At 45.0% G+C, this 13,693-nt stretch carries 14 protein-coding genes; 4 read left to right on the top strand and 10 right to left on the bottom strand.

Annotation, left to right across the window (positions count from 1 at the left end; all coding sequences use genetic code 11):
- Positions 1 to 4: 4 nt before the first annotated feature.
- Entirely contained in the window at positions 5 to 709 is a 705-nt protein-coding gene (locus QWZ07_RS20000) for a YggS family pyridoxal phosphate-dependent enzyme (protein WP_065110764.1), read from the bottom strand.
- Positions 710 to 735: 26 nt separating this feature from the next.
- Here QWZ07_RS20000 and QWZ07_RS19995 point away from each other — a divergent pair, with 26 nt between their 5' ends.
- Positions 736 to 1,773, top strand: coding sequence for a type IV pilus twitching motility protein PilT (locus tag QWZ07_RS19995; RefSeq protein WP_004735478.1), 1,038 nt, complete (start codon positions 736 to 738; stop codon positions 1,771 to 1,773).
- Positions 1,774 to 1,787: 14 nt separating this feature from the next.
- On the top strand, positions 1,788 to 2,897 hold the full coding sequence (locus QWZ07_RS19990; RefSeq protein ID WP_192852325.1) for a PilT/PilU family type 4a pilus ATPase: 1,110 nt from the start codon (positions 1,788 to 1,790) through the stop codon (positions 2,895 to 2,897).
- Between the two features lie 97 nt (positions 2,898 to 2,994).
- Here the strand turns inward: QWZ07_RS19990 and QWZ07_RS19985 are convergent, their stop codons facing one another.
- The 9 genes from QWZ07_RS19985 to metK form a co-directional block, all read right to left on the bottom strand.
- Positions 2,995 to 3,156 (bottom strand): hypothetical protein, encoded by a 162-nt coding sequence (locus tag QWZ07_RS19985; protein WP_170960663.1) that lies wholly within the window; start codon positions 3,154 to 3,156, stop codon positions 2,995 to 2,997.
- Positions 3,157 to 3,255: 99 nt separating this feature from the next.
- Positions 3,256 to 3,678: a Holliday junction resolvase RuvX gene (gene ruvX / locus QWZ07_RS19980; protein ID WP_017062240.1), complete on the bottom strand. Its 423-nt coding sequence runs from the start codon at positions 3,676 to 3,678 to the stop codon at positions 3,256 to 3,258.
- 56 nt (positions 3,679 to 3,734) lie between these two features.
- Positions 3,735 to 4,298, bottom strand: coding sequence for a YqgE/AlgH family protein (locus tag QWZ07_RS19975; protein WP_102279318.1), 564 nt, complete (start codon positions 4,296 to 4,298; stop codon positions 3,735 to 3,737).
- 115 nt (positions 4,299 to 4,413) lie between these two features.
- Positions 4,414 to 5,364, bottom strand: a complete 951-nt coding sequence (gshB, locus tag QWZ07_RS19970; protein ID WP_192852324.1) for a glutathione synthase — start codon at positions 5,362 to 5,364, stop codon at positions 4,414 to 4,416.
- Positions 5,365 to 5,373: 9 nt separating this feature from the next.
- Positions 5,374 to 6,105 carry a 16S rRNA (uracil(1498)-N(3))-methyltransferase gene (rsmE, locus tag QWZ07_RS19965; protein ID WP_017077778.1) on the bottom strand — a complete coding sequence of 244 codons (732 nt, stop codon included), beginning with the start codon at positions 6,103 to 6,105 and terminating at the stop codon, positions 5,374 to 5,376.
- A gap of 159 nt (positions 6,106 to 6,264) precedes the next feature.
- Positions 6,265 to 6,996, bottom strand: a complete 732-nt coding sequence (locus tag QWZ07_RS19960; protein ID WP_192852323.1) for an endonuclease — start codon at positions 6,994 to 6,996, stop codon at positions 6,265 to 6,267.
- Between the two features lie 97 nt (positions 6,997 to 7,093).
- On the bottom strand, positions 7,094 to 7,594 hold the full coding sequence (locus QWZ07_RS19955; protein ID WP_017105106.1) for a SprT family zinc-dependent metalloprotease: 501 nt from the start codon (positions 7,592 to 7,594) through the stop codon (positions 7,094 to 7,096).
- Positions 7,595 to 7,672: 78 nt separating this feature from the next.
- Positions 7,673 to 8,470 carry a DUF2189 domain-containing protein gene (locus QWZ07_RS19950; protein WP_017105107.1) on the bottom strand — a complete coding sequence of 266 codons (798 nt, stop codon included), beginning with the start codon at positions 8,468 to 8,470 and terminating at the stop codon, positions 7,673 to 7,675.
- A gap of 367 nt (positions 8,471 to 8,837) precedes the next feature.
- Positions 8,838 to 9,992, bottom strand: coding sequence for a methionine adenosyltransferase (gene metK, locus QWZ07_RS19945; protein ID WP_065102940.1), 1,155 nt, complete (start codon positions 9,990 to 9,992; stop codon positions 8,838 to 8,840).
- Positions 9,993 to 10,369: 377 nt separating this feature from the next.
- Here metK and tkt point away from each other — a divergent pair, with 377 nt between their 5' ends.
- Complete coding sequence (gene tkt, locus QWZ07_RS19940) at positions 10,370 to 12,364, top strand: transketolase (RefSeq protein ID WP_192852322.1); 1,995 nt, start codon at positions 10,370 to 10,372, stop codon at positions 12,362 to 12,364.
- Positions 12,365 to 12,578: 214 nt separating this feature from the next.
- Entirely contained in the window at positions 12,579 to 13,628 is a 1,050-nt protein-coding gene (epd, locus tag QWZ07_RS19935) for an erythrose-4-phosphate dehydrogenase (protein WP_065110771.1), read from the top strand.
- Positions 13,629 to 13,693: the final 65 nt, after the last annotated feature.

The raw sequence follows: 13,693 nt of genomic DNA, 5'->3' as shown, positions 1-13,693 counted from the left end.
GTCGCTATTTCGCGTAATCACGAGCTCCGAAGATAGCCGTTCCAATACGAACCATGGTGCTACCAGCCTCAACTGCTGCATCCATATCACCACTCATACCCATCGAAAGGGTATCTATGTTTGGATACTTCACGGCTAGCTTGCCTTTAAGATCCGCCAGTTGAGAAAATGCATTAAGCTGAGATTGATAGTCAGATACGTTTGCAGGAATCGACATCAATCCTCTTAAGGTGAGGTTGGGGAGCGATGAAATCAACTCTGCGAGTGCAAAAACTGTCTCTTCTGACGTTCCTGATTTCGAATCTTCACCACTCGTGTTCACTTGAATGAGTACTTGTAGAGGTGGAAGTTCGTTTGGTCGTTGATCATTAAGCCTTTGCGCGATTTTATCGCGATCGACAGAATGCACCCACTGGAAGCTTTCTGCGATAGGGCGGGTTTTATTGGATTGAATTGGGCCAATAAAATGCCATTCTAAATTTAGGTTAGAATGTTGTTCTGAAAAGTGTTTTACTTTATCGACACCTTCTTGAACATAGTTTTCACCAAAGGCAACTTGGCCTCCGAGTGCGGCTTCTAGAATCGCATCAATAGGTTTAGTTTTACTGACGGCTAAAAGTTGCACGGACTCTGGAGCTCGTCCGCACTTTTGCTCAGCACTACGAATCTGTGAGGTGATTTGTTCGATATTTTGTTGAATACTACTCATAGCTGACTTTACTTAAGGGAAAATAAATGGATATCACTGAGTTACTAGATTTTAGTGTAAAGCATAACGCGTCAGATCTACATCTTTCTGCGGGTGTATCTCCAATGGTACGTATAGATGGTGAAGTAAGGAAGCTTGGAATACCAGCTTTGAGTCATGCCGATGTGCATCGTTTGGTTTTTGAGATCATGAGTGATTCACAACGTGGTGAGTTCGAAGAAAAACTGGAAGTCGACTTCTCTTTTGAATTACCCAACGTTGGTCGTTTCCGTGTTAATGCTTTTAATCAATCTCGTGGTTGCTCTGCTGTATTTCGTACCATTCCAGTAGAGATTCCTACCCTTGAACAGCTAGGAGCTCCTGAGATCTTTGAAAGAATATCTAATTACGAAAAAGGTTTAGTCTTGGTGACAGGGCCGACGGGTTCAGGTAAGTCGACAACTTTGGCTGCGATGGTGGATTACGTTAACCGTAACCATAATAAGCATATATTGACGATTGAAGACCCGATCGAATTTGTTCATACCAACAACAAATGCTTAATCAACCAACGAGAAGTGCACCGCGACACTCACAGCTTCAAAGCTGCGCTGCGCAGTGCGTTACGTGAAGATCCAGACGTTATCCTTGTTGGTGAGCTTCGTGACCAAGAGACGATCAGCTTAGCGCTAACCGCAGCAGAAACGGGTCACTTAGTGTTTGGTACCTTGCACACGAGCTCTGCGGCAAAAACTATCGACCGTATTATCGATGTATTCCCGGGTAGCGACAAAGATATGGTGCGTTCAATGTTGTCTGAATCGTTACGTTCGGTGATCGCCCAGAAGCTGTTAAAGCGTGTCGGTGGTGGTCGTGTCGCTTGTCATGAGATCATGATGGCGACACCTGCGATCAGAAACTTGATCCGTGAAGACAAGGTCGCGCAGATGTATTCGATCATTCAAACGGGCGCGGCACATGGTATGCAGACCATGGAGCAAAATGCGAAGCAGTTGATGGCTCAAGGCTTGGTTGATTCAGAAGAGGTCGAGAAAAAGATCGAAATTGAAACCTCTATGTTTTAATCAAGGATAACAAAATGGAATTGAATCAAATCCTTGAGGGGATGCTTTCTCAAAAGGCTTCGGATCTTTATATCACTGTCGATGCTCCAATCCTGTTTCGTGTCGATGGTGAACTTCGCCCTCAGGGAGAGAAACTGAATGTGGCTCAAGTATCTCAGCTTCTTGATGCGATGATGGATCAAGACCGACGCGATGAATATCAGCAAACGCGTGAGGCTAATTTTGCCATTGTGCGTGACTTTGGTCGTTTTCGTGTCAGTGCATTCTTTCAACGAGAGCTACCTGGAGCGGTTATTCGACGTATCGAGACTAACATCCCAACCTTTGAGCAATTAAAGCTTCCTGATGTGCTGCAAGACCTTTCAATCGCTAAGCGCGGACTTGTGCTGGTGGTTGGTGCGACTGGCTCTGGTAAATCGACCTCGATGGCTGCGATGACAGGCTATCGCAATACCAATCGTTCAGGTCATATCCTAACGGTTGAAGACCCGATTGAATTTGTCCATGAACATAAAAAATGTATCGTGACTCAGCGTGAGGTCGGGCTCGATACCGAGAGTTACGAAGTCGCACTTAAGAACTCTTTGCGCCAAGCACCAGATATGATCTTGATTGGCGAAATCCGTAGCCGTGAAACTATGGAATACGCGATGACCTTTGCTGAGACGGGTCACTTGTGTATGGCTACACTGCATGCGAATAACGCTAACCAAGCACTAGAGCGTATTCTTCACTTGGTACCAAAAGAGCAGAAAGAGCAGTTCCTGTTTGATCTGTCGATGAACCTGCGTGGTGTGGTCGCTCAGCAATTAATCCGAGATAAGAATGGCAGCGGTCGTCATGGTGTGTTTGAGATTTTACTCAACAGCCCACGAGTGTCTGACTTAATTCGTCGTGGTGACTTGCATGAGCTTAAAGCGACGATGGCTAAATCGAAAGAGATTGGGATGCAGACCTTTGACCAAGCTTTGTATGATTTAGTCGTTGCTGGCAAGATTAGCGAAGAAGATGCGTTCCACAGTGCAGATTCAGCCAATGACTTGCGCTTGATGTTGAAAACCAGACGTGGCGATGATGACTACGGGACTGGCGCTTTGTCTGGCGTTAAGATTGATATGGGGTAGATTCAGTGCTTAGTGCTTAGTGCTTAGTGCTTAGTGCTTAATCTTAAAACCAATAAAAAACCCGCTCTAGAAGCGGGTTTTTTGTGAAGCGAGTAAATTAGTGGTTTGCAAAGCTGTTGTTATCGTTCGAGTAACCGCGTTCTTTTTCTAATTTAATTTTAGTCGGATATTGTTCGCCAGTGTAACCCGCTGAGCCACCACCCATTGAACTACATGCTGATATTGCTAGAGCGGCGAAGATTGCTAGAAAAATTTTCATGTGAACTCCCACGTTCTTATTTTTGAATTGCATCGACATTACGATGTGAAATTCGAGTGGGATCACAAGTTACCTTACATTTTGCTCACTTATTTTTCGTTATGAATATTGTGCTTCAAACCAGCTCTCTAAAATGACGACCGCAGACTGGTTATCGACATTACCTTTGCTTAGCGCTTTATAGCCACCCATTTCAAAAAGGTCGGCCCTTGCTTCTGTCGTAGAAAGTCTCTCATCATGCAATTCAACATCCACACCAAAGCGTCCCTTAAGACGGTTAGCGAATTTCTTCGCTCTGGGTGTAATGGTTGCTAGATCTTTACCGTGAAGATCGGTAGGCAGACCAACCACGATAAGATTCGGCTGCCACTCTTTGATTTGTTTTTCTATGTCATCCCAGTTGGGGATACCATCTTTGGCTTTAAAGGCTTTTAAAGGGCTTGCTGTGCCTGTGATCTCTTGTCCTATCGCACTGCCGATACTTTTTGTACCGTAGTCAAATGCCATAATTGTTCGTGACATGGGGCTTCCAAATTAATCTGTGTTTGAGAGTGTTTATTTTATTGAGCTGAGTCGGGCTATGCGTGGCCAGCGTCTGCTGAAAGCTGAGCCGCATTGATACCTAACATTTGCACGGCAACTTTCCAGCGATCCGAAATTGGCGTATTGAAGATAACCTTTGGATCGGCTTCGACGGTTAGCCATGAATTTTCAGTCAGCTCAGTTTCCAGTTGTCCTGGTTCCCATCCGGCATAACCAAGCGCGACCAGATAATGCATAGGTTCATCTTCTGTCCCTAACACCATTAGAATATCTTTCGAGGTTGTTACCGAGATTTGATCCGTCATGTTGATGCTGGATTGATAACTGCCTTTGGGTTTGTGCAAAATAAACCCACGATCTTCTGCGACTGGCCCACCATTAAGTACTGGCTTATCAAGGCTTGCTTGGTTGGGTTTCGGCTGTTCAGAATCAACCTCAACTTGCTTAAGCATACCGCCAACAGTGACATCGATAGGAGCGTTGATCATCAAACCCATCGCACCTTCGTCATTGTGCTCACAAAGATAGATCACCGAATTTTGAAAGTATGGGTCTTTCATTCCGGGCATAGCGACCAGAAAGTGGTTCGTTAAATTCATAGAGCCTCCTGCCAGTGTGTTCCCAGTAAAGGAAAAAGAGCGGCGTAAAGCCGCTCATTGTTCTTTGCCTAGATATTTTTGTGTTTCGAATAGCTAAGGCTTTCTTTAGTTTAGGCTATTTAGCGTTAACGCGACGCTCGATTGCATCCATTAATTTGCCCGTTACCGAAATATCAAAAGCAGCTTCAATTTCACGGATACAAGTAGGGCTTGTTACGTTAATTTCAGTCAGTTTGTCGCCGATAACATCAAGCCCAACAAAGATTAAGCCTTTCTCTTTCAGTGCAGGGGCAACTGCTCTTGCGATAGCCCAGTCTGTTTCACTTAGAGGACGAGCTTCACCTGTACCGCCAGCAGCAAGGTTACCTCTAGTTTCCCCTTTCGCCGGAATACGAGCTAGACAGTAAGGCATTGGTTCACCGTCAACCACAAGAATACGCTTATCACCATTGCTGATGTCTGGAACAAAGGTTTGTGCCATTGCGTAGTTTTGACCGTGGTTAGTCAGTGTTTCAATGATCACTGATACGTTTGGATCGCCTTCTTTCACTCGGAAGATAGACGCGCCGCCCATACCATCAAGTGGTTTTAGGATCACGTCACCGTGCTCTTCTCGGAACGCTTTAATCTTTTCAGCTTTACGAGTCACGATGGTGGTTGGTGTCAGTTCAGGGAACCAAGCCGTGAACAACTTCTCGTTACAGTCACGTAGGCTTTGTGGCTTGTTGACGATCAGTGCACCGTTCTCTTGAGCACGCTCAAGAATGTAAGTCGCGTAGATGTACTCAGTATCAAACGGAGGATCTTTACGCATCAGAACCGCATCTAAATCAGATAGCGCGATAGTCTGTTCTGATTTGAACTCGTACCAGCCGTTTGGATCTTCTTTTAGTTCAACAACCTTAGTGTCAGCAATGGCTACGCCTTGATCTAAATGTAGATCATCCATTTCCATGTAATGGATTTCGTAACCACGACGCTGAGCTTCAAGCATCATGGCAAAGCTAGAGTCTTTTTTGATGTTAATGGATGAAATTGGATCCATTACGATGCCAAGTTTGATCATTTGTTTCTCCTAGCCTAGATCGCCAAAACGGACTTGTAAGGCAGTAATTGCGGTTAGAGCCGCTGTCTCGGTACGAAGTACACGTGGGCCGAGTAGCGTCTCTTCAAATTTGTATTGTTCTGTCATACCGATTTCTTCAGCTGACAGTCCGCCCTCAGGACCGATCAATAGGCGTACCTTACTGATGGGTTCTGGAAGGGTATTAATTGAGTATTTTGCACGAGGATGCAGGTTTAGCTTTAACGCTTCACTCGGTTCGCTGCACCACTCTTCAAGCTGCATAATTGGGCGAATAACCGGAACCGTATTGCGACCAGATTGTTCACATGCTGCGATAGCAATCTTTTGCCACTGAGCGAGCTTTTTCTCGAAGCGTTTAGTATCCAGTTTAACGCCACAGCGCTCTGAAATCAGTGGGGTAATGGTGTTTACACCAAGCTCAACCGATTTCTGAATCGTGAATTCCATTTTGTCGCCACGTGAAATCACTTGGCCTAAATGTAAGTCTAACGGAGATTCGCTGCTACGTTCGATACGTTCAGTAACATTAACTGTGACGTTCTTTTTTGATACTTCAGCAATGGTCGCAGGGAATTCAGCGCCACTGCCATCAAATAGAAGAACATCTTGGCCTTCTTTCATACGAAGGACTCGACCAACATGACCCGCGGCATCTTCGCCTAAAGCGAGTGAACCTAACTGATGAATGCGTTCTGGGTGATGGATACGAGGGATTCTCATGCTGGTAAACCTATAAATAGTGTCATTTGGGTATTTTGTCTCTGCCTAACATGGATGCTTTTAGTTGAAAAAACAAGGGTAGAGCAAGAGTTTCAGGGGCAATTCTGAAACTCTTGTTTGAGATGGAGGCAATTGGAGATGTTGGTTGCCTGAGTCGTGTTATTTACAAGCAGGGAAAACAAATGGGTTGTGATTACCTTGGATCGCATAGATTCGCTTATCACGAGTACATTCCCACTTATCGACAGGGAATTGCTTGTTCCACGCCATCATCAGGTTAGTCTGCTGCTTAGATAGTTTGAAACCATACTCTTGGCTCATATAAAGATAAGTACGCGCGATAGAACCTTTTGCTCTGTCTGGCGGCATAACCTTACGCTGTTTGAAGTTGACCTGCATTTCACACTGACCGTAACTCACGCCATCCATTCCATTCCACTGACTGAAATTGTAATTGGATCGATCACCGTTAACCTCGCCAATTGCCGGAGTTAGATTATGAAGGTCGGCTTCCATCGATTTAAATATTTTGTCATTGCGAGTGCAGTTCTTACGTCCGCCATCTTGCCAGCACTGACGCTGGTGGCCGAATTGCCAAGCTGGAACCACGTGTTCCCATTCAATCCGACTTGCTCGCTTTTGTTGTTTTCGGACTTGATAACCACAGCCGTCGAGGTCGGGGATACCTTTCTTTTTGTCTTTCCAAGTGATGTCACAACCACAATAAAATGAAGTCGGGTGATCGAGATAAATCTTCACCGCTTCTTTTTTAGCTTTGGAGAACGAACTTGGTGGAGCGGCGAAAACGCTTTGGGTTACCAGTAGGCCAAATACTATTGATAGGTAAAAGGACACCGATAGGCCAAATACTTTTGGAGAGGTTTTTTGCATAGAAAAAGACTGATGAAAGTATGATAAACAACAGTCTAGCACTCAAATGTTAGTTCTCTCTATTACATTTATTCACGTTACCTTATGAGCTTAAGACTTAGCTCAATTGAAGGCCGGTAAAAGCTAAGGTTTGTTGGCATTGTTGGCAACGATACGTTGATTGGTTGCGGATGACTTTGTTGTGTCGTCTTATCGACAGGGGATAAGTGGTGCAATCACAGCGATACTCAAAAGTTTTGCCCTGCACTGAGGTGATTTCCAAGCTGTGGGTCGTTCTGGCCGGTACATTGAATACCTTTTCCATCACGTATTTCCACTCATTGCCGTGAGGCCTAACTCGTCCAAAGACCTGATATGTGATCAGATGTGCGAGTTCATGAGGCACGACTTCGTTAATAAAGGCGTCTTCATTTTCTCTGAATAGCACTTGGTTGAGTTTTATCTCGTTTAACTGGAGGTAGGCTTTTCCCGCTGCCTTTCCTCTTAACTTGTAAGTGACGGTTGGGCATGGAAATTCACGAGAAAAATGTTGATTAGCGATAGCTAGGCATTCGCCCAGTTTTTTATTTACTCGATGTTGTTGCGGGGTGTAAGACAAGCGTTGTTAACTCCAAAAAAAGCCTCAGCGTTTAAGCTAAGGCCTTATCATAACATTGCTCATCGATCGTGAAACGATTTAAACGTGATGTTTCTTTTTGATGACTTCGTGGTAAGCATGCCATGTTCCGTAGCCAAGTAATGGCATCGTTACAATCATACCCACACCGTAGGTCGCGAAGCCGACTAAGATACCAGTACCAATGATACCAGCCCAAACGACCATCGCAGGGATGTTTGATTTAACAGCGTTGAAGCTAGTAAAAATCGCACTCATTACATCTACACGTCTCTCCATCATTAGTGGAATTGAAAATGCTGAGATACTAAATATCAGGCTAGCGATAACAAAACCAATCACAGATCCTGTAATTAAGAAGGGAGCAAATTCGGTCAATGGTGCACCTTGTACTGAAGGGTAAAGTGCGTGCAATAATGCTGCGATACGCATCCAGAATATCATCGCGACCATTAATACAATCGCAAACGCCCATTGGTGGGTTGAGTTCCGTGTGATGGCTTTCATCGAGTGCAGTAGGCTAGCGTTGTGCCCCTTTTCTCTTTCCCAGGCTGCGTCATACAGGCCTAAGGCAAGAAACGGCCCTATTAGCATGTACACAATCAAGCTTGGCATAACGACCAAATGTGTTCCTTGCCATTGGACAAGTTGAACAATTGCGATGGCCGCACCCATAAAGCACAAACCGTAAAATGCGCTGATTAATGGCATTCTCACTAAGTCATGCAGTGCAAGCGATAACCAATGGAATGGGGCGGATATGCTTACTTGGTTACAAGGAATAGTGCGAGCATAATCCTGATCGCTGACCTTGTGTTTCTTATCGTTCAGTTCGGATGGGTGTACAGTACGAGGCATATATCCCCCTAGTTAAATAACGTCCTAGTTATAGTTCCATAAAGCTCAGTATTGCGATCATATGAGGATTATGGTGTTGAGCTAAAATGCTCTTTTTCGTCCCAGTTATTGTTCTAGCGTGCATTTAACGAGAGCTATCAGACTGAATTACTTTGAGTTAAATGTGAGCTTGATCGCCTAGGAGTTACCTTAACTATTGTCAGTAGTGTTCGAAAACACAAATTATCGGTGGGTTTTTATACTAAGTGGTTAACGGTAAAGAAGACTTGGGCAGGGTGTTCTAGCAAGGAAAGGTTTGGTAAGTGCATAAAAATAAAGCCCTTACTAAGCAGTAAGGGCTTTAAAGAAACAAATCGCAGTGGCTAAATTATTTTAGGCCAGCGAAGTCCGCAAGGATTGCTGCTTTGTCAGTCGCTTCCCAAGGGAACTCTTCACGACCGAAGTGGCCGTATGCAGCAGTCTGCTTGTAGATAGGCTGAAGAAGGTTCAGCATCTCTTGAAGACCGTATGGACGTAGGTCGAAGTTTTGACGAACTGCTTCAATGATGATTTCGTGAGCTACTTTCTCAGTACCAAACGTTTCAACCATGATAGATGTTGGATCTGCAACACCGATAGCGTAAGACAATTGAATCTCACAACGGTCAGCCATACCAGCAGCAACGATGTTTTTCGCAACGTAACGAGCTGCGTAAGCTGCAGAACGGTCAACTTTTGATGGATCTTTACCAGAGAATGCACCGCCACCGTGACGAGCTGCGCCGCCGTAGGTATCAACGATGATCTTACGACCGGTTAGACCACAGTCACCCATTGGGCCACCGATTACGAAACGGCCGGTTGGGTTGATGAAGAAGTTAGTGTCTTTGTTGATCCACTCAGCAGGAAGTACTGGCTTGATGATCTCTTCCATTACCGCTTCACGTAGGTCAGGTGTTGTTACTGAATCACAGTGTTGAGTTGAAAGAACCACTGCGTCGATACCAACAATCTTACCTTGGTCGTATTGGAACGTAACTTGAGATTTCGCATCTGGGCGAAGGAAGTCAAGCTTGCCGCTCTTACGTACTTCAGCTTGCTTCTTAACAAGAAGGTGAGAATAAGTAATTGGAGCTGGCATTAGGATTGGTGTTTCGTTAGTCGCGTAACCAAACATGATACCTTGGTCGCCTGCGCCTTGATCTTTAGGATCGGCTTTATCAACACCTTGGTTGATGTCTGGAGACTGCTTACCAATTGTGTTTAGTACTGCACAAGAGTCAGCGTCAAAGCCCATATCAGAATGAACGTAACCAATTTCACGAACTGTTTCACGAGTGATTTCTTCGATATCAACCCATGCAGACGTTGTTACTTCACCGCCAACCATAACCATGCCGGTTTTTACGTAAGTCTCACAAGCAACACGTGCTTTTGGATCTTGTTCCAAGATGGCATCAAGAACAGCATCAGAGATTTGGTCTGCAATTTTATCTGGATGGCCTTCTGAAACAGATTCAGAAGTGAATAGGTGCTTAGCCATGAGAGCTCCACTTTTAGTTTAGTTTTTAGTTGCAAATAGTTAAATGCAAATAATTTTAGGCGTCGCAAGCTAGGAAGCGCCGCCATTAAATACAGTATATTTTGTAGGTGTTTCTACATCTAGACGGCTATTCTAAATTCCAGCGGTCGAATTACAAGCTCTTTTTTATGATATGTCATAACTAAACGTTTGCGTATCGGTCGAGATAACGCATTGCTAAGTGATGTAAATGTTCGAAAATTGCGAAAAGTGACCGTTAAAATGCCAGTAAAACGTTTGCAGTCGCTAAAGTCGTTTGAGAGAATACCCGCGCTAATAAAAATGAAAACTTTAGCATCAATCTCTTTTTTAAATCGCTTATGTACTCAGGAGCAGACATGCCTTCTCGTAAAGATCTAGCCAATGCAATTCGCGCACTTAGCATGGATGGCGTTCAACAAGCAAATTCAGGCCACCCTGGCGCACCTATGGGTATGGCTGACATCGCTGAAGTTCTTTGGCGTGGTCACTTGAACCACAACCCAGCAAACCCAGAGTGGGCTGACCGAGACCGTTTTATTCTGTCTAACGGCCATGGTTCAATGTTGATTTACTCTCTGCTTCATCTTGCAGGTTACGAGCTTTCAATTGAAGACCTGAAAAACTTCCGTCAACTGCACTCTAAGACTCCAGGTCACCCAGAGTACGGTTACGCTCCTGGTATCGAAACAACGACGGGTCCTCTAGGCCAAGGCATCACCAATGCTGTTGGTATGGCGATGGCTGAAAAATCATTGGCTGCACAGTTCAACAAAGAAGGCCACGACATCGTCGATCACTTCACTTATGCGTTCATGGGTGATGGTTGTCTGATGGAAGGTATTTCTCACGAAGCATGTTCTCTAGCGGGTACGCTAGGTCTTGGTAAGCTGGTTGCTTTCTGGGATGACAACGGCATCTCTATCGATGGCGAAGTTGAAGGTTGGTTCTCTGACGATACACCTAAGCGTTTTGAAGCTTACGGCTGGCACGTAATCCCAGCAGTTGATGGTCACGACGCTGACGCTATCAATGCTGCTATTGAAGCAGCTAAAGCGGATCCTCGTCCAACACTTATCTGTACTAAAACTATCATCGGTTTTGGTTCTCCAAACAAAGCGGGTACGCACGACTGTCACGGTGCTCCACTAGGCGCTGATGAAATTACAGCAACTAAAGCGGCACTTGGTTGGGAACACGGTCCTTTCGAAATTCCAGCTGATATCGCAGCTGAGTGGAATGCGAAAGAAGCAGGCGCAGCGAAAGAAGCAGCGTGGAATGCTAAGTTTGACGCATACGCAGCGGCTCACCCTGAGCTAGCAGCAGAATTCAAACGTCGTACAAACGGCGAACTACCAGCTGAGTGGGAAGAGAAAGCAAACGCAATCATTGCTGACCTTCAAGCTAACCCAGCTAACATCGCTTCACGTAAAGCGTCTCAAAATGCTCTAGAAGCGTTCGGTGCTATGCTACCTGAATTCATGGGCGGCTCTGCTGACCTTGCGCCTTCTAACCTGACTATGTGGTCTGGCTCTAAGTCGCTTGAAACAAATGACTTTTCTGGTAACTACATCCACTACGGTGTACGTGAATTCGGTATGACGGCTATTATGAACGGTATCGCTCTGCACGGTGGTTTCGTACCATACGGCGCGACGTTCCTAATGTTTATGGAATACGCACGTAACGCAATGCGTATGGCTGCTCTGATGAAAATTCAGAACATCCAAGTTTACACGCACGATTCGATCGGCCTAGGCGAAGATGGTCCTACTCACCAACCGGTTGAACAGATCGCATCTCTACGTCTAACTCCAAACATGAGCACATGGCGTCCATGTGACCAAGTTGAGTCTGCTGTTGCTTGGAAACTGGCAATCGAACGTAAAGATGGTCCTTCTGCACTTATCTTCTCTCGTCAAAACCTTGCACAACAAGATCGTGACGCTGAGCAAGTGGCAAACATCGCTAAGGGTGGTTACATCCTGAAAGATTGCGAAGGCAAACCAGAGCTTATCCTTATCGCGACTGGTTCTGAAGTTGAACTAGCGGTTAGCGCTGCTGCTGAACTAACAGCTGAAGGCAAGAAAGTACGCGTAGTTTCTATGCCTGCAACTGACGCATTCGACAAGCAAGACGCGCAGTACCGTGAGTCTGTACTTCCATCTGACGTTACAGCTCGTATCGCTGTTGAAGCTGGCATTGCTGACTTCTGGTACAAGTACGTTGGCTTCGGTGGCAAGATCATTGGTATGACAACGTTCGGCGAATCTGCACCAGCAGGCGAGCTGTTCAAGATGTTCGGTTTCACTACTGAAAACGTAGTAAATACAGCGAAAGAGCTTTTAGCTTAATCATTGATTGCTAGCCTAGTGTTAACAGTAAAATGAAAGAAAAAACCGAGCGTAGAGCTCGGTTTTTTGTATCTGGGATTTGTTTTCTCCTAGACTAATCCTTACAAGCAGCAGATCAATCTGTCATGAGTAAACTGAGTTATTCAAGTAATGCCTTTTAGGTAGGATTCAGTTATCATCTGTTGCACGAAATTTTGGTTAGATGTACGGAACTATGCTAAAAGTCGCGATAAACGGATTTGGACGAATAGGGCGTAATGTATTACGCGCTGTCTATGAAAGTGGCAAAAGCCAACAAATCAAAGTAGTAGCTGTCAATGAGCTTGCTCAGCCAGACGCTATGGCTCACCTATTGCAATACGACACCAGTCACGGCCGCTTCGGCAAGAAAATCTCTAATGATCAAGAGCACATCTATGTTCATCATGGCGTTGGTGCTGAAGACAAAGGAGAGTTCGATACGATTCGTATCTTACACCTTGCTGATATTGAGTTGTTGCCTTGGCGTGACCTTGAGGTTGATATTGTTCTCGATTGTACTGGCGTTTACGGTTGCCGTGATGACGGCCTAGCGCACATTGCTGCTGGGGCGAAAAAGGTGCTGTTTTCACATCCTGGTGCTAACGATCTGGATAACACCATTATTTACGGTGTGAATCACGACACTATTACCGCTGACCATCGAATCGTTTCCAATGGTTCATGCACGACTAACTGTATTGTCCCTATCATCAAGGTGCTTGATGACGCCTTTGGCATTGAGTCCGGCACGATTACGACCATTCACTCTTCTATGAATGACCAGCAAGTTATCGATGCATACCACAGCGACCTTCGTCGAACTCGAGCAGCAAGCCAATCAATCATTCCTGTCGATACCAAATTGCATAAAGGTATTGAAAGAATCTTCCCGAAATTTTCTAACAAATTTGAAGCGATATCTGTGCGTGTACCAACGGTAAACGTCACTGCGATGGATTTAAGTGTCACAATTAATGCAAATGTGAAAGTTAATGACGTAAATCAAACCATTGTTAATGCATCCCAGTGTACATTACACAATATAGTTGACTATACTGAAGCGCCGCTCGTTTCCATCGATTTTAATCACGATCCCCATAGCGCAATTGTTGATGGTTCACAAACTCGAGTGAGCAACGGCCACTTAGTGAAAATGCTGGTGTGGTGTGACAACGAATGGGGCTTTGCAAACCGAATGCTGGATACGGTTCTTGCAATGGAAGCTTCTGAAGGCAAGAAGTAAGACCTAGAAGCAAATGTGCGGATTATTTATTTTTTAGCTTGAATTAAATGCTAAGTGTCCACATA

It is taken from the genome of Vibrio lentus, assembly GCF_030409755.1.
Lineage (GTDB): Bacteria > Pseudomonadota > Gammaproteobacteria > Enterobacterales > Vibrionaceae > Vibrio > Vibrio lentus.
The sequence above is the reverse complement of the archived record's forward strand: the minus strand, read 5'-3'. Positions and strand labels throughout refer to the sequence as shown.